15 protein-coding genes and 2 tRNA genes are annotated in these 20862 nt (G+C 64.3%); 9 read left to right on the forward strand and 8 right to left on the reverse strand.

Going from position 1 to position 20862, the window contains the following annotated elements:
• The first annotated feature begins 40 nt into the window (after nt 1-40).
• From msrB to AB3X96_RS05710, 4 genes are all read left to right on the forward strand, one after another.
• Nucleotides 41-463: a peptide-methionine (R)-S-oxide reductase MsrB gene (gene msrB, locus AB3X96_RS05695; RefSeq protein WP_368588941.1), complete on the forward strand. Its 423-nt coding sequence runs from the start codon at nt 41-43 to the stop codon at nt 461-463.
• A 177-nt stretch (nt 464-640) separates the two neighbouring features.
• A complete protein-coding gene (locus AB3X96_RS05700; RefSeq protein WP_368588942.1) occupies nt 641-1171 on the forward strand; it encodes a septation protein A in 531 nt (176 codons plus the stop codon).
• A 1-nt stretch (nt 1172) separates the two neighbouring features.
• Nucleotides 1173-1484, forward strand: a complete 312-nt coding sequence (locus AB3X96_RS05705; protein WP_368588943.1) for a BolA family protein — start codon at nt 1173-1175, stop codon at nt 1482-1484.
• A 10-nt stretch (nt 1485-1494) separates the two neighbouring features.
• The gene (locus AB3X96_RS05710) at nt 1495-2274 is read left to right on the forward strand and encodes a peptidylprolyl isomerase (protein WP_368588944.1); all 780 of its coding nucleotides are present in this window, start codon (nt 1495-1497) and stop codon (nt 2272-2274) included.
• 177 nt (nt 2275-2451) lie between these two features.
• Here the strand turns inward: AB3X96_RS05710 and purL are convergent, their stop codons facing one another.
• On the reverse strand, nt 2452-6534 hold the full coding sequence (gene purL, locus AB3X96_RS05715; RefSeq protein ID WP_368588945.1) for a phosphoribosylformylglycinamidine synthase: 4083 nt from the start codon (nt 6532-6534) through the stop codon (nt 2452-2454).
• A 313-nt stretch (nt 6535-6847) separates the two neighbouring features.
• Between purL and AB3X96_RS05720 the strand changes: the two genes are divergently transcribed.
• From AB3X96_RS05720 to pgi, 3 genes are all read left to right on the forward strand, one after another.
• A complete protein-coding gene (locus AB3X96_RS05720) occupies nt 6848-8143 on the forward strand; it encodes an FAD-dependent oxidoreductase (RefSeq protein WP_368588946.1) in 1296 nt (431 codons plus the stop codon).
• 178 nt (nt 8144-8321) lie between these two features.
• A complete protein-coding gene (locus tag AB3X96_RS05725) occupies nt 8322-9977 on the forward strand; it encodes an NAD(P)H-hydrate dehydratase (RefSeq protein ID WP_368588947.1) in 1656 nt (551 codons plus the stop codon).
• A gap of 340 nt (nt 9978-10317) precedes the next feature.
• Nucleotides 10318-11940: a glucose-6-phosphate isomerase gene (gene pgi / locus AB3X96_RS05730; RefSeq protein WP_368588948.1), complete on the forward strand. Its 1623-nt coding sequence runs from the start codon at nt 10318-10320 to the stop codon at nt 11938-11940.
• 129 nt (nt 11941-12069) lie between these two features.
• On the opposite strand, the gene AB3X96_RS05735 is transcribed toward pgi, so the two are convergent.
• Complete coding sequence (locus AB3X96_RS05735; RefSeq protein ID WP_176108599.1) at nt 12070-12756, reverse strand: ABC transporter ATP-binding protein; 687 nt, start codon at nt 12754-12756, stop codon at nt 12070-12072.
• Between AB3X96_RS05735 and AB3X96_RS05740 the strand changes: the two genes are divergently transcribed.
• The gene (locus AB3X96_RS05740) at nt 12755-13459 is read left to right on the forward strand and encodes an arylesterase (RefSeq protein WP_368588949.1); all 705 of its coding nucleotides are present in this window, start codon (nt 12755-12757) and stop codon (nt 13457-13459) included. The two genes, AB3X96_RS05735 and AB3X96_RS05740, sit on opposite strands and share 2 nt — an antisense overlap.
• A gap of 118 nt (nt 13460-13577) precedes the next feature.
• On the forward strand, nt 13578-13919 hold the full coding sequence (locus AB3X96_RS05745; RefSeq protein WP_176108601.1) for a hypothetical protein: 342 nt from the start codon (nt 13578-13580) through the stop codon (nt 13917-13919).
• Nucleotides 13920-14021: 102 nt separating this feature from the next.
• Here the strand turns inward: AB3X96_RS05745 and AB3X96_RS05750 are convergent, their stop codons facing one another.
• From AB3X96_RS05750 to clpX, 6 genes are all read right to left on the reverse strand, one after another.
• Nucleotides 14022-15956: a SurA N-terminal domain-containing protein gene (locus AB3X96_RS05750; protein ID WP_368588950.1), complete on the reverse strand. Its 1935-nt coding sequence runs from the start codon at nt 15954-15956 to the stop codon at nt 14022-14024.
• A gap of 86 nt (nt 15957-16042) precedes the next feature.
• Nucleotides 16043-16119, reverse strand: a tRNA-Asp gene (locus AB3X96_RS05755).
• A 47-nt stretch (nt 16120-16166) separates the two neighbouring features.
• Nucleotides 16167-16242 (reverse strand) — tRNA-Val (locus AB3X96_RS05760).
• Between the two features lie 101 nt (nt 16243-16343).
• Nucleotides 16344-16616 carry an HU family DNA-binding protein gene (locus tag AB3X96_RS05765; protein WP_008923411.1) on the reverse strand — a complete coding sequence of 91 codons (273 nt, stop codon included), beginning with the start codon at nt 16614-16616 and terminating at the stop codon, nt 16344-16346.
• Between the two features lie 319 nt (nt 16617-16935).
• On the reverse strand, nt 16936-19356 hold the full coding sequence (gene lon, locus AB3X96_RS05770) for an endopeptidase La (protein WP_018432018.1): 2421 nt from the start codon (nt 19354-19356) through the stop codon (nt 16936-16938).
• A gap of 201 nt (nt 19357-19557) precedes the next feature.
• Nucleotides 19558-20829: an ATP-dependent Clp protease ATP-binding subunit ClpX gene (gene clpX / locus AB3X96_RS05775; RefSeq protein WP_013089402.1), complete on the reverse strand. Its 1272-nt coding sequence runs from the start codon at nt 20827-20829 to the stop codon at nt 19558-19560.
• Nucleotides 20830-20862 lie beyond the last annotated feature (33 nt).

A 20862-nucleotide genomic window follows, 5' to 3' on the forward strand; every position in this document is an offset into this window, starting at 1 on the left:
CCAGAAAACACCGGTACAAACCCGAGACAGGAACCCGACCATGAGCAACCCCGACGATCTCAAGCATGACGCCCCAGCCGTCCAGAAAAGCGACGCCGAGTGGCGCAAGGAGCTGTCCGACATCGAATACCAGGTGACCCGCCACGCGGCCACCGAGCGCCCGTTCACGGGCCGCTACAACGACCACTGGGAACGCGGCCTCTACGACTGCGTGTGCTGCGGCACGCCGCTGTTCGAATCGGACACCAAGTTCGACGCCGGCTGCGGCTGGCCGAGCTATTTCCGGCCGATCAACGGCGAGGTGATCGCCGAGAAGACCGACCGCTCGCACGGCATGCTGCGCATCGAGGTGCAGTGCAAGAACTGCGGTGCGCATCTGGGCCACGTGTTCGAGGACGGTCCGGCGCCAACCGGTCTGCGCTACTGCATCAATTCGGCTGCGTTACAATTCGAGCCCAAGTAACGCGGCGCGGCAGCAGCCTTGTCCGCTTTGGGCGCCGGGGCGCGAAACCGCGCGCGGCGCCCTTTCAATGCGGTACCCCCCGCTCGTCGGCGGGCACCGCGCACCTTGCACGCCAGGCTGGCGCGCATCAATGTTCGACTCACCGTTCGACTCACTCTCCGACTTCCCGACCAGATAATGAAATTCCTGTTCGATCTGTTCCCGATCATCCTGTTCTTCGTCGCCTTCAAGATCTGGGGCATTTTCACGGCGACGGCAGTGGCGATCGTCGCCACGCTGGTGCAGATCGCGTGGGTGGCGTTCCGCCACCGCAAGGTCGACCCGATGCTGTGGGTGAGCCTCGGCGTCGTCGTGGTATTCGGCGGTGCGACGCTCGTACTGCACAACGACACCTTCATCAAATGGAAGCCGACCGGGCTGTACTGGGCGTTTTCGGTCGCGCTGATCGTGTCGCAGCTCGGCTTCAACAAGAACCTGATCGAAGCGATGATGGGCAAGCAGATCACGCTGCCGCACGCGATCTGGGGCAAGCTGAACCTGATCTGGGCGGTGTTTTTCGTGCTGCTCGGTCTTCTGAACCTGTTCGTCGCGTATCACTACACGACCGATCAGTGGGTCAATTTCAAACTGTTCGGCGCGACCGGGTGCCTGCTCGTGTTCATCGTCGGACAGAGCCTGTGGCTGTCGAAGTACATGAAGGAGGAATGACATGAGCGACCTGTTCATGCACGCCACCACCGCCGAGCGCGCCGCGCTGATCGAAGCGCGCCTCACGGCCGCGCTCGCACCCGTCGAGTCGATCCAGATCACCGACGACAGCGCGCAGCACGCGGGCCACGCAGGTGCCGCCGCCGGCGGGCATTTCAGTGTCACGATCGTGGCCGTCGCGTTTGCCGGCAAGCCCCGCGTGGCGCGGCATCGCATGGTGTATGATGCGCTGGCCGATGCCATGCAGCGCGGCATTCATGCCCTTGCCATCACGGCGTACACGCCCGAAGAATTTGCTTTGTTGCCCCGCTAGGAACCTTTCGATGACCTTGAAGAAAACCCGCCTCTGGGTATTGCTGGCTGCGTTCGCGGCCGCACCTGCATTCGCACAGAACATCGCCGTCGTGAACGGTACGCCGATTCCGAAGTCGCGCGCCGATGCGTTGATCCAGCAACTGGTTCACCAGGGCCAGCAGGACACGCCGCAGCTGCAGCAGGCGGTGCGCGAAGAGCTCGTGAATCGCGAGATCCTGATGCAGGAAGCCCTGCGTCGCGGGCTGCCGAACCGTCCGGACATCAAGGCGCAAATCGCGGTCGCACAGCAAACCGTCGTGTTGCGCGGGCTGATCGAAGATTTCGTGAAGAACAACCAGCCGACCGACGCCGAAGTCACCGCGCGCTACAACGCGCTCGTCAAGGAAGCAGGCGGCAAGGAATATCACCTGCACCATATCCTCGTCGACAACGAGCAGCAGGCGAAGGACCTGATCGCGAAGATCAAGGCCGGCGCAAGCTTCGAAGATCTCGCCAAGCAGTACTCGAAAGACCCGGGATCGGGCAAGAACGGCGGCGACCTCGACTGGTCGGACCCGAAGGCCTACGTGCCTGAATTCGCGGACGCGGCCGCCCATCTGCAGAAAGGCCAGATGACCGACACGCCGGTGCGTACGCAATTCGGCTGGCACATCATCCGTGTCGACGACATCCGCGCCGTCACGCCGCCGCCGCTCGAGCAGGTGCGTGCGCAGATCGTGCAGCAGATCCAGCAGGAAAAGCTGCAGGCGTTCGAAGAGAATCTGCGCAAGAACGCGAAGATTCAGTGAGTGTCAGCGGCGGGCGGATCGTCTTTGGACAGTCCGCCGCCTCCCGGCTCTGAAGAAGCCGGAACGCAAAAAAGCCGCCCGTGGGCGGCTTTTTTGTTGCTGTGAGACTTGCGGGGCGTCAACGTACTGCTGCCGCAAACAGAGGCCGCCGCACACGGGCGGCAGCCCCCTGAACCATCAACCGAGCCAGCGACGCGCGTTCTGGAACACACGCAGCCACGGGCTCGCGTCCGTGCCGATCTCGCCCCAGCCCTGCGGATGCCAGCTCATCTGCACCGCGCGATGCACGCGCTCCATGTGCGGCATCAGCACCGTGAAGCGACCGTCGGCCGTCGTGACGGACGTGATGCCCTCGGGCGAACCGTTCGGGTTGAACGGATACTGCTCGGTCGCCTGACCACGGTGATCGACGTAGCGCATCGCGACCGCGACCTTCGACTTGTCACCCTGCTGCGAGAAGTCCGCGAAGCCTTCGCCGTGCGCGACGGCGACCGGAATGCGCGAGCCTTCCATGCCCGCAAAGAACAGCGACGGCGATGCCTGCACCTCGACGAGCGAGAAACGCGCCTCGAACTTCTCCGACTTGTTGCGCGTGAACTTCGGCCATGCTTCGGCGCCGGGGATCATCGACGCGAGGCTGCTCATCATCTGGCAGCCGTTGCAGATGCCGAGCGCGAACGTGTCTTCACGACCGAAGAACGCGGCGAACATGTCGGCCAGTTGCGCGTTGAAGCGGATCGTCTTCGCCCAGCCTTCGCCGGCACCCAGCGTGTCGCCGTACGAGAAACCGCCGCAGGCGACCGCACCCGCGAAATCGGCGAGGTTCGCGCGGCCCGCGAGCAGGTCGCTCATGTGCACGTCGTACGCGTCGAAGCCGGCGCGATCGAATGCATAGGCCGTCTCCAGATGCGAATTCACGCCCTGCTCGCGGAGGATCGCGACGCGCGGACGCGCGCCCTTGCCGACGAACGGCGCGGCGACGTCTTCCGCCGGATCGAAGCTCAGCACCGGCGTGATGCCCGGGTCGGCCGCGTCGAGCAGCGAATCGTATTCGGCGTCGGCACAGGCGGGGTTGTCGCGCAAACGCGCGATGCGCCAGCTCACTTCGCTCCACGTGCGATGCAGTTCGGCGCGCGGCGCTTCGTAGACCTTCTTCGCATCGCGATAGATCTCGATCACGTCACGCTCGTTGGTCTTGCCGATCACATGCGAGCACGCCGACAGGCCATGTTCGCGCAGCGCGGCCAGCACCGCGTCGCGATCGGCCGCGCGCACCTGCACGACGGCGCCGAGCTCTTCGTTGAACAGCGCGCGCAGCGTGCGGTCTTCGCGGCGGCCGCTGGTCTGCTTCGCCCAGTCCTTCGCGTCGCCGTAATCCGATTCGTGGTTTGCATCGAGTACCAGCATGTCGACGTTCAGCGACACACCCGCGTGACCCGCGAACGCCATTTCGCAGACCGTCGCCCACAGGCCGCCGTCCGAGCGGTCGTGGTATGCGAGCAGCTTGCCGTCGCTATTGAGCGCCTGGATCGCGTTGAAGAAGCGCTTCAGATCTTCCGGATCGTCGACGTCCGGCACCGTGTCGCCGACCTGCTGCGTGACCTGTGCAAGGATGCTGCCGCCCAGACGCTGCTTGCCGCGACCGAGGTCGATCGCGATCAGCACCGACTCGCCGACTTCGCTCACACGCCGCAGTTGCGGCGTCAGGTGCTTGCGCACGTCTTCGACCGGCGCGAATGCGGAGATGATCAGCGACACCGGCGCGACCACTTCCTTCGCGACGCCGCGGTCTTCCCAGCGCGTGCGCATCGACAGCGAATCCTTGCCGACCGGAATGCCGATACCGAGCGCCGGGCACAGCTCCATGCCGATCGCCTTGACCGTGTCGTAGAGCGCCGCGTCTTCGCCCGGCGCACCGCACGCGGCCATCCAGTTGGCCGACAGCTTCAGCTTGTCGAGCGACGCGATCGGCGCGGCCGCGATGTTGGTAATCGCCTCGCCGACCGCCATGCGGCCCGAGGCCGGCGCGTTGATGACGGCGAGCGGCGTGCGCTCGGACATCGTCATCGCTTCGCCGCTGAAGCCCGCGTAATCCATCGTCGTGATCGCGACGTCGGCCACCGGCACCTGCCACGGGCCGACCATCTGGTCGCGCGCGGTCGTGCCGCCGACCGAGCGGTCGCCGATCGTGATCAGGAACGACTTGCTCGCGACCGTCGGATGACGCAGCACGCTCTGCGCGACCTCTGGCAGCGCGAGGCCGGTGACGTCGACCGGTTCGAGCGCGCGCTCGACGCGCTTCACGTCGCGGTGCATACGCGGCGGCTTGCCGAGCAGCACTTCCATCGGCATGTCGACCGGCTGGTGCGCGGCTTCGTTCTGCTCTGAATCGATCAGTTTCAGCTGACGCTCGGCGGTGGCCGTGCCGATCACCGCGAACGGGCAGCGCTCGCGCTTGCACATCGCCTCGAACACCGGCAGATCGGCCGGCGCGATCGCGAGCACGTAGCGCTCCTGCGCTTCGTTCGACCAGATTTCGCGCGGCGACAGGCCGCTTTCTTCGAGCTGGATCTTGCGCAGTTCGAACCGTGCGCCCTTGCCCGCACCATCCACCACTTCGGGGAACGCGTTCGACAGACCGCCCGCGCCGACGTCGTGAATGCTGAGGATGGGGTTCTTCTCGCCGAGCTGCCAGCATGCGTTGATCACTTCCTGCGCGCGCCGCTCGATTTCCGGGTTGCCGCGCTGCACCGAGTCGAAGTCGAGTTCAGCGGTGTTGGTGCCGGTCGCCATCGAGCTCGCGGCGCCGCCGCCCATGCCGATGCGCATGCCCGGGCCGCCGATCTGGATCAGCAGCGAGCCTTCCGGCAGATCGTGCTTGTGCGTGTGCTGGTCGGAGATATTGCCGATGCCGCCCGCGATCATGATCGGCTTGTGATAGCCGCGCACGAGGCCCGCGACATTCTGCTCGTAGGTGCGGAAGTAGCCGCCGAGGTTCGGCCGGCCGAATTCGTTGTTGAACGCGGCGCCGCCGAGCGGGCCGTCGATCATGATCTGCAACGGCGACGCGATGCGGTCCGGGCGGCCGTACGCTTCGTGCTGGTCGGCGGGATTACGCTGCGCGAGCGGCTGTGCGGAGTCGCGCGCGTTTTCCCACGCCTCGACGCCGTCCGGCAGTTCGAGGTTCGATACCGTGAAGCCCGTGAGACCCGCCTTCGGGCGCGCGCCGCGGCCGGTCGCGCCTTCGTCGCGGATTTCGCCGCCCGCGCCGGTCGCGGCGCCCGGGAACGGCGAGATCGCGGTCGGATGGTTGTGCGTTTCGACCTTCATCAGCGTGTGCGTAAGCTCGACGCTGCGACCGTAGTGCTCGGGCAATTCGCTCGCGCCGAGTTCGGCTGGCGTGCGCGGGAACCAGCGCTCGGCCATGCCGCCGACCATGATCGCCGAGTTATCCGAATACGCGACGATGGTGCCCTGCGGGTTCAGCTTCTCGGTGTTGCGGATCATGTTGAACAGCGACATGTCCTGCTTCTCGCCGTCGATCGTCCAGTCCGCGTTGAAGATCTTGTGGCGGCAGTGCTCGCTGTTGGCCTGCGCGAACATCATCAGTTCGACGTCGGTCGGATTGCGCTCGAGTTTCGTGAATGCGTCGACCAGGTAGTCGATTTCGTCGTCGGCGAGCGCGAGGCCCAGTTCCACATTGGCGGTTTCGAGCGCGGCGCGGCCGCTCGCGAGCACGTCGACGGTTTGCAGCGGCTTGGCCGGCAGTTCGTCGAACAGATGCAGCGCATGGTCGCGCGACGGCGCGACGCTCTCGGTCATGCGGTCGTGCAGTGCGGCACCAACCGCCGCGCGCGCCTCGTCGGACAGCGTCTTCTTGCCGCCGAGCAGACCGCTTTTCAGCGTCACCGAGTATTCGACGCCGCGCTCGATGCGGCGCACGTGCGTGAGCCCGCAATGATGCGCGATGTCGGTTGCCTTGCTGGCCCACGGCGACACGGTGCCGAAGCGCGGCACCACGAGGAAGGTCTCGACCGCGCCACGTTCCTTGCCTTCTTCGAATGGATCGCCGTAGTGCATCAGCGCCTCGATCTTCGCGCTGTCTTCAGCGGACAGTTCAGTCTGGGCATTGACGAAGTGCAGATACTGCCCGCGCACGCCGGTGATATTCGGGTCGATGCGCGTGAGCGTGTCGAGCAGGCGGGTTTGACGGAAATCGGAAAGGGCCGAAGCGCCGGGGAAACACGAGAAGTGGGCCATGGGACTTGACGTTGCGTCGCTCATTGATGCCGGAGAGCCGCGCATGCAGGCGACGTGAGGCGGAAAGGAAGTCCGAGATTATACCCCGGGAACGGGCTTCCAGCGGGCTCCGGGGTGTCGCGCCGGCGGGCCGCGTTTGCCCGCGCGAGGCGCCGCCGGAGTGCCCGTCGCGTCGCCGCGCGGGTGCTTTGACTGCTATCATTCGCGTTTCACCAGATCGGCGCACGTGGCCCGGGCTTCACCCGGCGGCGCGCCGCATGTCACAGCCAGCGGGAACGCGCGCGAGCCGCCCGTCGGCACATCGAATCAGAGCATGGATGTCATCGTCATTGGCGGCGGGGTAGCGGGCGTCGCCACCGCTTATCAGCTGCGCGCGGCCGGCCACCGGGTATGCGTCGTCGAGCGTCACGCGACCGTCGCGCAAGGCGCCACTTACGGACAAGGCGGCACCGTGCTGCCGACGCCGCTCGACGTCTGGTTCGGCCCGACCTTCATGGCGAGCCGCTACAACGCGAAAAATGGCGTGATCAGCAAGACCGGCTTCAACGGCGCCGCGCGGCAGTTCAGCAAACAGCTCGGAGCATGGCAGGAACCTGCGGCGTTCGCTCGCCAGTACGCGCTGTTGCGGCCGCTGATCGAATCGTCGCGCGAGGCGATGGCCGACATCGAAGCCCGCTTCGGCCTCGAATTCGAACAGGCGAGCGGTCTCTTGTACCTCGTGCGCAGCGCGCACGAATGGGAGTTGAGCGCCGCTGCGCTCGATCTGCTGGGCCAGTTCGAGGTGCCGCATCATGTAATGAGCCCGGCCGAATGCGCGGCGTTCGAGCATGCGGTGCCCACAGATCCTGAATTCGCCGGCGGCGTGCTGTTCGAGCACGAGCGCACCGCGAACTGTCCGCTTTTCACCAAGCTCGTCAAACAGGTGCTCGATACGCAGGGCGGCGTGCAGTTCATGCCTAATTGCGAGGTGACGGGCATCCGGCTCGAAAATCAACGTGCGGCGGTCGAACTGGCGCCACGCGACAGCGCGCCCCGCTCGCGCGAAATCGACGTGGTCCAGGCCGACGCGGTTGTGGTCGCAGCCGGTTACGGCAGCCTCGCGCTGCTCGACCGCGCCGGGCTCAGGCTGCCGCTGCATCCGCTGCGGCTGCATTCGCTGGTCGCGCCGATCGCGCACGAGGAATGCGCGCCGCATGTCGCGATCGTCGATGCGGTCAAGCGCATCGGCATCAGCCGCATGAACCATCGGTTGCGGATCGCGGGCGGCGCGGTGCTGCAAAGCGCCAGCCAGATCGACAAGCCGCTCGGCGAAGCGCTGACCAAGGAGGCGCTCGCGATGCTCGGCCAGGCGACGCACGACTGGATTCCGGGCGCCGCACGCATTTCGGCGGCGCTGCCGTGGGAAGGCGTGAAACTGCTGTCGCCGGACGGCTTGCCGGTGATCGGCAACGCGCTGCATCCGCGGCTTTTCGTCAACGTCGGGCACGGGCCCGCGGGCTGGGGTCTCGCCTGCGGCGCGGGCAAGCTCGTCGCGGAACTGATGTCGGGACAGACGCCGACGTTGCCGCAAGACACGCTCGCGGCGTTGCGGCCGGAGCGGTTCCAGTAAGGGTTCGCGCTCTTGCCGGCGGGTATGGCGGGCTGACAGCCCGCTGTCGACACCTCGCGTTCATCGCACCTCCTCCACCTCACGCACCGAAAGAGCCGCACGCCGCGCGCCTATCGGCACTACCATAGCGATTCCCTCGTCTACCCGCCGCGCCGCGGGCGCACCGCCAGGTTTCGCCATGACAGACGCCGAAAACTCGCTGCTCACCCTTTTCGATCCGCTAACAGCCCCACTCAGCGACCCGCAGCCGCTTGCGCTGCCGCTGCTGACGCTGACCGACTTGCGGATCGCCGAATCCCAGGCCGCCGCGGCCCTGCCCGAGCACACGCTGATGGCGCGAGCCGGTCACGCGGCCGCGCGCTGGCTGCTCGAACGGATCGCCGCGGACACGTCGGTGACGAAATCGCAGCAGCGCGCGTGGCTGGTCGCCGGTCCCGGCAATAACGGCGGCGACGCGCTGGTCGTCGCGACGGAGCTTCACAAGGCCGGCATCGCCGTCGAAGTCTGCATGCCGGTCGAAGTGAAGTCGGCCGACGCGCGCTTGGCACTCGACGCCGCACGCGCCGCCGGCGTGCCGATCGACGCGGCGCCGCCCGCCTCGCTCGACGGCTATGGCTGGCTCGTCGACGGCATGTTCGGCATCGGTCTCGCGCGGCCGCTCGACGGCGTATTCGCAGCGCTCGCGCGGCAGCTGTCGCAGCGCACGAAGACGCGCCCGACACAAGGCGCCGTGCTCGCGCTCGATGTGCCCAGCGGGCTCGACAGCGACACCGGCGCGGTGATCGGCGGCAATGGCGCGGCGGCGGTCCATGCGACCCACACGATCACGTTCATCGGCGCGAAACCGGGGCTTTTCACCGCGCAGGGCCGCGACCTCACCGGGCGGCTGACGGTCGCACCGATCGGGCTCGCCGCAGGGATCAACGGCGGCGGCCGTGGCCAGGACGCCGCCACAGGCGCCCCCCGCGCCGCGATCCAGCTCAGCGCCCCCGACCTCTTCGGCCCGTTCATGCCCCCGCGCAACTTCGCGACCAACAAGGGCACCTTCGGCAGCCTCGCGGTGGTCGGCGGCGACACCGGCATGTGCGGCGCGCCGATCCTCGCGGCGCGCGCGGCGCTCTACAGCGGCGCGGGCAAGGTCCACGTCGCGCTGCTCGGCGAAGGCGCCCCGCCCTACGATCCGCCGCACCCCGAACTGATGCTGCATCCGATCGACACGCTGCCGCTCGATTCGATGGACGCACTCGCGGTCGGCTGCGGCATGGGGCATGGCGAACGCGCGACGCGCGTCCTGCACGACGTGCTGAAACTCGACGTGCCGAAGCTGTTCGATGCCGACGCGCTGAATCTGATCGCCAAAGACCCCGCGCTCGCCGCCGAACTCACCGCGCGCGGCGTGCAAGGCGATCCGTGCATCCTGACGCCGCATCCGCTCGAAGCGGCGCGCCTGCTCGGCGGCGATGCGGCGAGCGTGCAGCGCGACCGTCTCGCGGCCGCCCGTGCGCTCGCGGCGCGTTTCGCGAGCGTCGTCGTGCTGAAGGGCGTCGGCACGATCATTGCCGCGCCCGACGGTCGCCTCGCGCTGAACCCAACCGGCAACGCCGCGCTCGCGACGGGCGGCACCGGCGACGTGCTCGGCGGCATCATCGGCGCGCTGCTCGCGCAGCACCTGCCGCGCTTCGAGGCGGCGCTCGCGGGCGTCTATCTGCACGGTCTCGCCGCCGATACGCTGACCGCGCAGGGCCAAGGTCCCGCGGGCTTGACGGCCGGCGAGCTGGCACCGATGGTGCGTACCTTGCTGAACCGGCTGTTTTATTCGGCGACGCCTGCGTGACGGACGTGTCGTGCGCGGCTTGTTCGCGGCGCCCGTTCAGACCGGTGAAACATCGCCATCCCAATCATTGCGAGCGCGCGCAACGCACTGCTGCCCGCCACGCATCCCCGCTATACTGATTGCCTGCGCCGCGCGTCGGATCGATCGCGGGTCGCGGCGATACTCCAGCGGGCGCGTGCGCCGCCTCGCGTTTTCGCGAAGTTCACCCGCTTCGCGAAGTATCGTCGGCACCCGCTCGCGAACCGGCCCGCGTGGCATCGCTCTGACTGAATCGCCGCATCATTCTCGGCCGCGCTTCATGCGCGCGCCTTCCTTCGTGCCCCTTGGTTAGACGGACGCTATGACCCAGAACTCGCTCCCCTCCTGGTCCTCGCTGCAGACGCATTACGACACGATTCGCGATGCGCATCTGCGCGACTGGTTCGCCCCCGAGAACGATCCCGCTCCCACCCGAGCCGAACGCTTCACGTTCGCGGGCGGCGGTCTCGCAGCCGATTTCTCGAAGCACCGCATCACCGACGAAACCCTGCAACTGCTCGTGCAACTCGCGCGCGAAGCCGGCGTCGAAAAGCGCCGCGACGCGATGTTCGCGGGCGAAGTCGTCAACCCGACCGAAGGCCGCGCCGCGCTTCACACGGCATTGCGCGCAACCGACCCGAAGGCGCCGTTCTTCGCCGACGTGCAGGCCGAGCGCAAGAAAATGGCCGCGTTCGCCGAACAGGTTCGCAGCGGCGCGTGGACCGGCTACACCGGCAAGCGCATTCGTCATGTCGTCAACATCGGCATCGGCGGCTCGGATCTCGGGCCGAAGATGGTCGTGCACGCGCTGCATCATCTGGCGACGCCCGAGATCTCGACGCACTTCGTGTCGAACGTCGACGGCGCCGATCTGTACAACGTGATGCAGCAGATCGATCCCGAGGAGACGCTCGCGATCATCGTGTCGAAGACCTTCACGACGCTGGAAACGATGACGAATGCGCGCTCGCTGCGCGACTTTTTCATCCAGAAAGGCTGCCCGGAAAGCGCGCTCGCGAAGCACTTCGTCGGCGTGTCGGCGAATACGGCCGAAGTCGTCAAGTTCGGCATCGCGAAAGAGAACGTGTTCTCGATGTGGGACTGGGTCGGCGGACGGTACTCGCTGTGGTCGGCCGTTGGTCTGTCGATCATGATCGCGGTCGGCCCGCAACAGTTCGACGAACTGCTCGCCGGCGCCGCCGAGATGGACCAGCACTTCCGCACCGCGCCGCTCGAAAAGAACCTGCCGGTGCTGCTCGGCATGATCGGCATCTGGTATCGCAACTTCTTCGGCTCGCAGAGCTATCTGGTCGCGCCGTATTCGCAGGCGCTGCATTTCCTGCCCTCGTATCTGCAGCAGCTCGAAATGGAGAGCAACGGCAAGTCCGCGCGTCTCGACGGCGCATTCGTCGACTATGCGACTTCCGCGGTCACCTGGGGCGAGCCCGGCACGAACGGTCAGCACGCGTTTTTCCAGATGCTGCACCAGGGCCCCACGATCGTGCCGATCGATTTCATCGCGGTGCTGACGCCCGAGCATCCGCTCGCGAGCCATCATCCGAAGTTGCTCGCGAACTGCTTCGCGCAAAGCGAAGCGCTGATGCTGGGTCGCACGCTCGATGAAGCGAAGAAGGTGGCCGGCCCCGACAAGCCGGAACTCGCGCCACACCTGACGTTCCCCGGCAATCGCCCGACCGCGACGCTGTTGCTCGACGCGTTGAGCGCGCGCACGCTCGGCGCGCTGATCGCGCTTTATGAACACAAGGTGCTGGTGCAGGCGTCGGTGTGGAACATCAACCCGTTCGATCAGTGGGGCGTCGAGCTCGGCAAGATCCTCGGCAAGGTGGTCGAAGCCGATCTGGGCGCGGCGAGTGCCGACGTGAAGAAGCATGACTCGTCGACGTCGGCGTTGATCGCGCGGGCGCGGGCTGCGTTGAAGCGCTGAGTGGAAGTTTGAAGTGCGCGATAGTGCGCCCTGGACAAAACAAAGCGGGCTACGGCCCGCTTTGTTTTTGCTTCGACGGCCACATGGTCGCGGCGGTACGCGAGCCCATGCCCGCGATCCGGCAGACCATTACGCGAGCCGCCCCGCTTCGATCGTCACCGTGGTGTCGCAACGCCGCGCGAGTTCGATGTCATGCGTCACGAGCACGAGCGTCGCGCCGTGCGCGCGATTCATCTCGAACATCAGATCGATTACCGCGTGGCCGGTGGCCGCGTCGAGACTGCCGGTGGGTTCGTCGGCAAACAGGATCTTCGGGCGGGTGACGAACGCGCGAGCGAGCGCAACGCGCTGCTGCTCGCCGCCAGACAGCAGCTTCGGATAATGACCGGTGCGCTGCCCGAGCCCTACCTGTTCGAGCAGTTCACGCGCGCGCGCGGAGGCCTCGCGTGTGCCGATGCCGCCTTGCAGTTCGAGCGGCAACGTGACGTTTTCGAGCGCGGTCAGATGCGGCATCAATTGAAACGACTGGAACACGAAGCCGACCGCGCCGCTGCGCAATGCGGCGCGCCCGTCCTCGTCGAGCTCGCCGAGTTCGCGGCCGAGCAGCCGAACCGAGCCCGCGCTCGCGCTGTCCAATCCCGCGAGCAGCCCGAGCAGCGTAGACTTGCCCGATCCGGATGCACCGACGATCGCGACGCTGCTGCCGGCATCGATGGCAAGATCGATGTCATCGAGAATCGTGAGTTCGCCCGTCGCATCCTTAACCCTCTTGCACAAACCCCGCACTTCAATGACTGGATCAGTTCTGTTTGGCATGGTGAAGCGTTGGTTGAAAGTGCGCGCCATCGCCGCTCGCGCCGCGGCGCTGACTGCGGCATTCGGCGCGACCATGATGGCCGCCGCGCTGGTTTGGTTACCGTTGCAGGCTCATGCGGCGAATGCGCCCGAACCCGCGAAGCCGGTGATCGTCGTGCTCGGCGACAGCATCTCCGCCGAGTACGGGCTGCCCCGCGATACGGGCTGGGTCGCGTTGATGCGTCAGCGTCTGGCCGAAGAGCGCATCGATTATAGCGTCGCCAATGCGAGCATCAGCGGCGACACGACGAGCGGCGGGCGCGCGCGTCTGCCCGCGCTGATGGAACGGCTCAAGCCGAGCATCGTGATCGTCGAGCTGGGCGCTAACGACGCATTGCGCGGCGTGCCGCTCTCGACGACCGAGGCCAACCTGCGCACGATCATCGAACAGGCGCAGCAAGGCCACGCGAAGGTCGTGCTCGTCGGCATGTACGTGCCGCCCAATTACGGCCCCGACTACACGCAAAAGTTCCACGGTCTCTACGGCCAGTTGTCGAAGGAATTCCATCTGCCGCTCGTGCCTTTTTTGCTCGCCGGCATCGCGGATAATCCGGATATGTTCCAGGCCGATCAGATCCACCCGACGCAGCAGGCACAGCCACTGCTACTCAACAACGTGTGGCCCGCTGTCAAGCCACTCCTTCGCACAAGTTCGCCGCACTGAAACACCTGCTAACGACTTGTTTCCGGAACCTGGGGGAGCACGGATCGCCGAGCCGTTTGACGCATGGGGCGTTCCGTACCACCCGGCTCAATCTTGAGCGACTCCTGAGGAGATAACGTTGAAATACTTACCGTTAATCGCTTTGACTGTTGCCATCTCGGCATGCGCGGCTCAACCGCCGGCCGGGGTTCAGTCGGTGGGTCAAAGCCAGCAGCCGCCTCGCGCCGTCGCAACCTGCATCGCGCAGAAATGGGCGGATAGCTCACAACAGCAGGTCGTTTCGCAAAGTATCCTGGCCAACGATCAGGCCATGGACGTCTACGTCCCGGGCCAGCAACCGCCCAACGGCGCGGCAGCGGTGGTCCGTCCGTCGTATAGCGGCAAGGGCACGTGGGTCGGCTTCCGCGCAGGCGGCGCCGGCGCAAGCAATGCTACTGGCGCGATCAGCGGCTGTCTGTGAAACGGTCGTCCTGAGTGTAGATAGAAAAAGCCCCGCAGTTGCGGGGCTTTTCTTTTGACCGGCAGGTAATGCTTACTCCGGCTTACTGCGGACTACCGCAGCTTACTGGTCGGCCGTCTGCGCGGCGTTGTCGAGCGTGCCGTAGAACTGCACCTTCGAGCGCTCGCGCAGCGCCTTCAGATAGGCCTCGGCCTGCGACTGCGCGTCCACCTGCGCAATCTGCTGCTGCGCGACGGCGAGATGCTGCGCGTCGGTGGCCGCGGGCGGCACGATCTGGTTCACGCGATAAATCGCATAGCCGTCATCGCCGAGATCGACACCGACGTAGGCCGGCAACTTTTGCGCATCCACCTTGTAGATCGCGCTCAGTGCGGCAGGCGGCACCCCCTGCGCGTCATTGCGCGATACCTTCAGCGGCGACGAGAAACCGGCGGTCGCCTTCGATTTCTCGAACTCGGCCAGCTTCGCAGCGCCGTCCTTGTGCGCCGCTTCGTTCGCCTGCTCGGCGATGACCTTCTGACGTACCGAGTCCTTCACCGCGTCGAAGGCGGGCACGGCGGCGGGCTTGTAATCCGTCACGCGCGCGGCGATCAGCGTGTTATTGCCGACGTCGATGGCCTGCGTGTTGTTGTGCGCCGATACCGAGTCGTTCGCGAATACGGCTGCGAGGAATTTCGGATTGTTCAGCGGGCTGTCGGGCGGCAGCTTCGCGTCCGGCTGTGGCGTGACCGTCGCGGTCTGGATCTGCAGCTTGAACTTGTCCGCGGCCGGCTGCAGGCTCTTGGCCTTTTCATAGACCAGCGACGTGAAGCCTTCCGAGCCGTCGGTGAACGCCTTGCTCGCCAGTTGCGTCTTCAGCTCCCTGGTGATCTGGTCTTTCACTTCGTCGAACGATTTCGTGACCGCCGGCTTTACATCAGTGACCTTGATGATGTGGAAGCCGAAGTCCGTCTGCACGATGCCACTGATTTCGTCCTTCTTCAGCGCGAACACCGCGTCGTCGAACGCCTGGCCGCCCGCGATCATGCCGCGGCCGAAGTAACCGAGATCGCCGCCCTTCGATGCCGAACCCGGGTCCTGCGAGCTCTGCTGCGCGATCTGCGCGAACTGGTCTGGATGCGCCTTGAGCTGCGCGAGCAACTCCTCGGCTTTCTGCTTCGCCTTGGCCTTGTCGGCCGCGCTCGCGTCCTTCGGTGCCGCGATCAGGATGTGGCTCGCGCGGACTTCACCTTCGGTGCGGAAGTGGGCGATGTTGTCGTCGTAGTATTTCTTCAGGTCCGCGTCGCTCGGCTGCACCGATGCGCCCAGCGTGGCCGGCGACATCACCAGATACTGGATCGTCGCGGTAGCGGGCGTCGCGAAGTCGTTGCGATGCGCGTCGTAATACGTTTGCAGTTGCGCATCGGTCGGCTGGATCTTCGCTTCGTAATCGTGCGGATGGAACGCGACGCCCTGCACTTCACGCTGCTGCTGGGCCAGCTCGGTCAGGTGCTGCGCAAGCGTCTTCGACGTGAACGCGCTCGCCGCGATGCTCGCGGGCAGCTGTTGCATCGCGAGGTTGTAGCGCATGCGCTCGTCGTACTGATCGGGCGTCATGCCCTGCATCGCGAGCAACTGCTTGTAGCGCTCGAGGTCGATCGAACCGTCGGGATTTTTCAGCGACGAAATCACCGGATCGGACAGCAGCGCACGGCGCACCGCGTCGTCCGATGCGGTCAGATGCAGACGCTGCGTTTCGTCGGCGAGCACACGCTGCTCGATCATGCCGTCGAGCATCTGGCGGCGGCGCTCCGGTGTGTCGAACGACTTCATGTCGAACTGTGCACCGAGCATCTGACGCCCCCGGTCGATCTGCTGGCGCATCGCGTCGTCATATTCGACGCGGGTGATCTTGTGACCGTTGACACTCGCGACGTTTGCGCTTTCGTCAAAGAAGCCGCGGAAGCCCTGAATACCCACAAAACCCAACCCCGGCAAAATGACGAGGATGAGCATGAACATCATCAGGCGTTGGTGATTGCGGAAAAAATCGAGCATGCGTGAGGGATGCCAAAAACAGAACGCCCGATCTTACCTCAGCGGGCAACAAAAAAGGCGAACCGGAGTTCGCCTTTCGTGGATACTGGCGGAGTGGACGGGACTCGAACCCGCGACCCCCGGCGTGACAGGCCGGTATTCTAACCGACTGAACTACCACTCCTTTTACGGCGCTCTTGCTACTGAAAACACTGCCGCCGAATCTGAAACTGGTGGGTGCTGAGAGGCTCGAACTCCCGACCTACGCCTTGTAAGGGCGCCGCTCTACCAACTGAGCTAAGCACCCGTTTCGTGATTCAGTGCTTGATGTGTTTTCTGCCTTGCAGCCGCTCACCCGATGAATCGACGATGCAACCGGGTCAAGCAATTCCTCAAGCAGCAAGCCCGTTAGTTTAGCGCATCCTTCAGCGCTTTGCCAGGTCTAAATTTAGGAACTTTTGCCGCCTTGATTTTGATCGCGGCGCCCGTGCGCGGATTGCGCCCGGTGCGCGCCGTGCGCTTGCCGACCGCGAACGTGCCAAAGCCAACCAGCGTGACCGATCCGCCCTTCTTCAACGTGCTTTTGACGCCCGCGATGACTGCATCGAGCGCACGGCCGGCCGCAGCCTTCGAAATGTCGGCTTGCTGTGCGATGTGATCGATCAATTCCGTCTTGTTCATTCAAAACCCCCGTGAATGGTTATTGGCAATCGTGACAGTGCTTTCCAGCACCTCCCGCCACGCGGCCGGCGCTAACGCCAGGCCGCCCCATTAGAAGCGGCCGAAACCCTTGTGTCAACCGGGTTGAGCCTGATCGACGTGATTTTAGAGGGGCGCTTTCATCAAAGTATGTTGCAGCGGACAGTCTGGTGATGCGACACAGCGCCAAGGTCGTGCGAGCAATAAAAAACCCGCGGCCTTGACCGCGGGTTTTCTGCTTCAGCGAGCAACAGCGCTGCTGAATGCTTTGACGTCAGCGCATTCGGATGCGCTTCGGACCTTAGTGCTTGACGACGTCCGTCGCGGCATCCTTGCCCGGCTCGGCACCAACCGGCGCCGAAGGCTTCGGTTCTTCTTCCGGCAACGCCTGCGGCACGCGTTCGAGCGCAAGTTCGAGCACCTTGTCGATCCAGCGGACCGGCACGATTTCGATCGCGTTCTTCACGTTGTCCGGAATCTCCGTCAAGTCCTTGACGTTTTCTTCCGGAATCAGCACCAGCTTGATACCACCGCGATGCGCCGCGAGCAGTTTCTCCTTCAGGCCGCCGATCGGCAGGACTTCGCCACGCAACGTGATTTCGCCCGTCATCGCGACATCGGCGCGCACCGGAATACCGGTCAACACCGACACCAGCGCGGTCGTCATCGCGATACCAGCCGAAGGACCATCTTTCGGCGTCGCGCCTTCCGGCACGTGGATATGAATATCCTGCTTGTCGAACGCTTCGTCCTTGATGCCAAGACGACGTGAACGCGAACGCACGACCGAGCGCGCCGCTTCGACGGATTCCTTCATCACGTCGCCGAGCGAACCCGTGCGGATCACATTGCCCTTGCCCGGCATCACTGCGGCTTCGATAGTCAGCAGATCGCCGCCCACTTCCGTCCACGCGAGACCCGTGACCTGGCCCACCTGATTTTCCTTTGCGGCCAGACCGAAGTCATACTTGCGCACGCCGAGGAACGTGTCGAGATTGCTACCGTCGACCTTCACCGCGCCTTCCGCCTTCTTCAGCAGAAGCATCTTCACGACCTTGCGGCAAATCTTCGACACTTCACGCTCGAGCGAACGCACGCCCGCTTCACGCGTGTAGTAGCGAATGATGTCGCGGATCGCGGATTCGGTCACATCGACCTCGCCATCCTTGAGGCCGTTGTTCTTCTTCTGCTTCGGCAACAGATAACGCTGCGCGATGCTGACCTTCTCGTCTTCCGTATAGCCGGACAGACGAATCACTTCCATCCGGTCGAGCAGCGGCGGCGGAATGTTCAGCGAGTTCGACGTCGCGACGAACATCACGTCCGACAGATCGAAATCGACCTCGACGTAGTGATCGGCAAACGTATGGTTCTGTTCCGGATCGAGCACTTCGAGCAGCGCCGACGACGGATCGCCGCGGAAATCCTGGCCCATCTTGTCGACTTCGTCGAGCAGGAAGAGCGGATTGCGCACGCCGACCTTGGTCAGGCTCTGCAGGATCTTGCCCGGCATCGAACCGATGTACGTACGACGGTGGCCGCGAATCTCGGCTTCGTCACGCACGCCGCCCAATGCCATGCGCACGAACTTGCGGTTCGTCGCGCGCGCGATCGACTGGCCGAGCGAAGTCTTACCGACACCCGGAGGCCCAACGAGGCACAGGATCGGCGCCTTGACTTTGTCGACACGTTGCTGGACCGCGAGGTACTCGAGGATGCGTTCCTTCACCTTCTCGAGACCGAAGTGGTCTTCGTCGAGCACGCGTTCCGCATTCGACAGGTCGTTGTTGACCTTGCTCTTCTTGCGCCACGGCAAGCCGATCAGCGTGTCGATGTAGTTGCGCACGACCGTCGCTTCCGCCGACATCGGCGACATCAGCTTGAGCTTCTTCAGCTCGGCGTCGGCCTTCTTCTTCGCTTCCTTCGGCATGCGGGCAGCCGTGATGCGCTTCTCGAGCTCCTCGAGATCCGCACCTTCTTCGCCTTCGCCGAGTTCCTTCTGGATCGCCTTGACCTGTTCGTTCAGGTAGTACTCGCGCTGGCTCTTCTCCATCTGACGCTTCACGCGCCCACGGATACGCTTTTCGACCTGCAGGATGTCGATCTCGGCTTCGAGTTGCGCGAGCAGATGCTCGAGCCGCTCGATCACCGGGAACATCTCGAGGATGTGCTGCTTCTGGTCGAGCTTGAGCGGCAGATGCGCGGCAATCGTGTCCGCGAGACGCCCGGCTTCGTCGATACCCGACAAGGAAGTGAGGATCTCCGGCGGGATCTTCTTGTTCAGCTTCACATACTGGTCGAACTGCGACACGATCGCGCGACGCAGCGCTTCGGTTTCAGCGCTGTCGGCATGGTCGGGTTCGAGCGGCATGACTTCGCACGAGAACTGCGTTTCCTGTTCTTCGATGGAAAGCGTCTTCGCGCGCTGCAAGCCTTCGACGAGCACCTTCACGGTACCGTCGGGCAGTTTCAGCATCTGCAGGATGTTGGCGATACACCCTACTTCGTACATGTCCTTTTCGGTCGGCTCATCTTTCGCAGCCGTTTTCTGGGCGACGAGCATGATGTGCTTGCCGCCTTCCATCGCTGCTTCGAGAGCCTTGATCGACTTCGGGCGGCCTACGAAGAGCGGAATCACCATGTGCGGGAAAACGACTACGTCGCGCAGCGGGAGCAGCGGCAGCGTAATGCGTTCCGGCGGGAGGAGTTGGGTTCCTGACATTTCATTTCCCCATGAGTGGAATCAGTTCGTTCGATAGGTGAGGCCAGCAGAAAATATTGCAAGCCTCCGCGTGTGGGAAAAGTTCAGTGACTCCGAAGGTTCAGTGACTCCATAGTTGAGAACAACCAGCCTGACCACACGATAAACGAAAAAGCCGTTCACGTCGCCATGAACGGCTTTTTTGCAGAACTCGAAAGCCGATCAGTTCGAACCCGCGACCTTCGGCGCGTCTTCGTAGATCAGCAGCGGTTTGCCGTCGCCGTCGATAACGTTGTCGTCGATGATGACCTTGCTGACACCTTTCATTTGCGGCAGGTCGTACATCACGTCGAGCAACGCCTGTTCCAGAATCGAACGCAGGCCACGCGCGCCGGTCTTGCGGCGGATCGCCTTGCGCGCCACGGCCTGCAACGCGGCCGGGCGAATTTCCAGCTCGACGCGCTCCATGCTGAAGAGCTTGTGATACTGCTTGACCAGCGCGTTCTTCGGTTCGACGAGAATCTTCATCAGCGCCGCTTCGTCGAGCTTGCCGAGCGTCGCGACCACCGGCAGACGGCCGATCAGTTCCGGAATCAGGCCGAACTTGATCAGGTCTTCCGGCTCCACTTCGCGCAACACTTCGCCAGCATCGCGGTCCTGTTTGCTCTTCACGCTCGCGCCGAAACCGATGCCAGTCTTCTCGGTACGATCGACGATGACCTTTTCCAGGCCGTCGAACGCACCGCCGCAGATGAACAGGATGTTGGTCGTATCGACCTGGATGAAATCCTGGTTCGGATGCTTACGACCGCCTTGCGGCGGCACCGAGGCCATCGTGCCCTCGACCAGCTTCAACAGAGCCTGCTGCACGCCCTCGCCCGACACGTCGCGCGTGATGGACGGGTTGTCGGACTTGCGGCTGATCTTGTCGATTTCGTCGATGTAGACGATGCCGCGCTGCGCCTTGTCCACCTCGTAATTACAATTCTGCAGCAGCTTCTGGATGATGTTCTCGACATCTTCACCAACATAGCCGGCTTCCGTCAGCGTGGTCGCGTCGGCGATCACGAACGGCACGTTCAGAAGGCGCGCGAGCGTCTGCGCGAGCAGCGTCTTGCCGGAGCCGGTCGGGCCGATCAGCAGAATGTTGCTCTTCGACAGCTCGATTTCGTCCTTCTTGTCGAGATGCTTGAGACGCTTGTAGTGGTTGTAGACCGCGACCGCGAGGATTTTCTTCGCACGTTCCTGACCGATCACGTACTGGTCGAGAATTTCGCGGATTTCCTGCGGAGTCGGCAGGTCGGACTTGGACAAGCCCGCCTCGATGCCCGCGCCTGCAGCCTCGTCACGAATGATTTCGTTGCATAGATCGATACATTCATCGCAGATGAATACCGACGGGCCAGCAATCAGTTTCTTCACCTCATGCTGGCTCTTGCCGCAAAACGAGCAATACAACAGCTTTTCGCTGTTAGAACCTTTCTTGTCCGCCATAGATGTGTGAGCCTCCGGACACCGGATTACATA

Origin of the sequence: Paraburkholderia sp. BR13439 (assembly GCF_040948805.1) — a bacterium.
GTDB lineage: Bacteria > Pseudomonadota > Gammaproteobacteria > Burkholderiales > Burkholderiaceae > Paraburkholderia > Paraburkholderia youngii.

Bases quoted from the DNA above. Each gene is read 5' to 3' on its own strand.
- AB3X96_RS05705 (WP_368588943.1), top strand. From the start codon at position 1,173: ATGAGCGACCTGTTCATGCACGCCACCACCGCCGAGCGCGCCGCGCTG.
- AB3X96_RS05710 (WP_368588944.1), top strand. From the start codon at position 1,495: ATGACCTTGAAGAAAACCCGCCTCTGGGTATTGCTGGCTGCGTTCGCG.
- AB3X96_RS05750 (WP_368588950.1), bottom strand. From the start codon at position 15,956: ATGCTCGATTTTTTCCGCAATCACCAACGCCTGATGATGTTCATGCTC.
- msrB (WP_368588941.1), top strand. From the start codon at position 41: ATGAGCAACCCCGACGATCTCAAGCATGACGCCCCAGCCGTCCAGAAA.
- AB3X96_RS05700 (WP_368588942.1), top strand. From the start codon at position 641: ATGAAATTCCTGTTCGATCTGTTCCCGATCATCCTGTTCTTCGTCGCC.
- lon (WP_018432018.1), bottom strand. From the start codon at position 19,356: ATGTCAGGAACCCAACTCCTCCCGCCGGAACGCATTACGCTGCCGCTG.
- AB3X96_RS05725 (WP_368588947.1), top strand. From the start codon at position 8,322: ATGACAGACGCCGAAAACTCGCTGCTCACCCTTTTCGATCCGCTAACA.
- AB3X96_RS05735 (WP_176108599.1), bottom strand. From the start codon at position 12,756: ATGCCAAACAGAACTGATCCAGTCATTGAAGTGCGGGGTTTGTGCAAG.
- AB3X96_RS05740 (WP_368588949.1), top strand. From the start codon at position 12,755: ATGGTGAAGCGTTGGTTGAAAGTGCGCGCCATCGCCGCTCGCGCCGCG.
- purL (WP_368588945.1), bottom strand. From the start codon at position 6,534: ATGGCCCACTTCTCGTGTTTCCCCGGCGCTTCGGCCCTTTCCGATTTC.
- AB3X96_RS05765 (WP_008923411.1), bottom strand. From the start codon at position 16,616: ATGAACAAGACGGAATTGATCGATCACATCGCACAGCAAGCCGACATT.
- clpX (WP_013089402.1), bottom strand. From the start codon at position 20,829: ATGGCGGACAAGAAAGGTTCTAACAGCGAAAAGCTGTTGTATTGCTCG.
- AB3X96_RS05720 (WP_368588946.1), top strand. From the start codon at position 6,848: ATGGATGTCATCGTCATTGGCGGCGGGGTAGCGGGCGTCGCCACCGCT.
- pgi (WP_368588948.1), top strand. From the start codon at position 10,318: ATGACCCAGAACTCGCTCCCCTCCTGGTCCTCGCTGCAGACGCATTAC.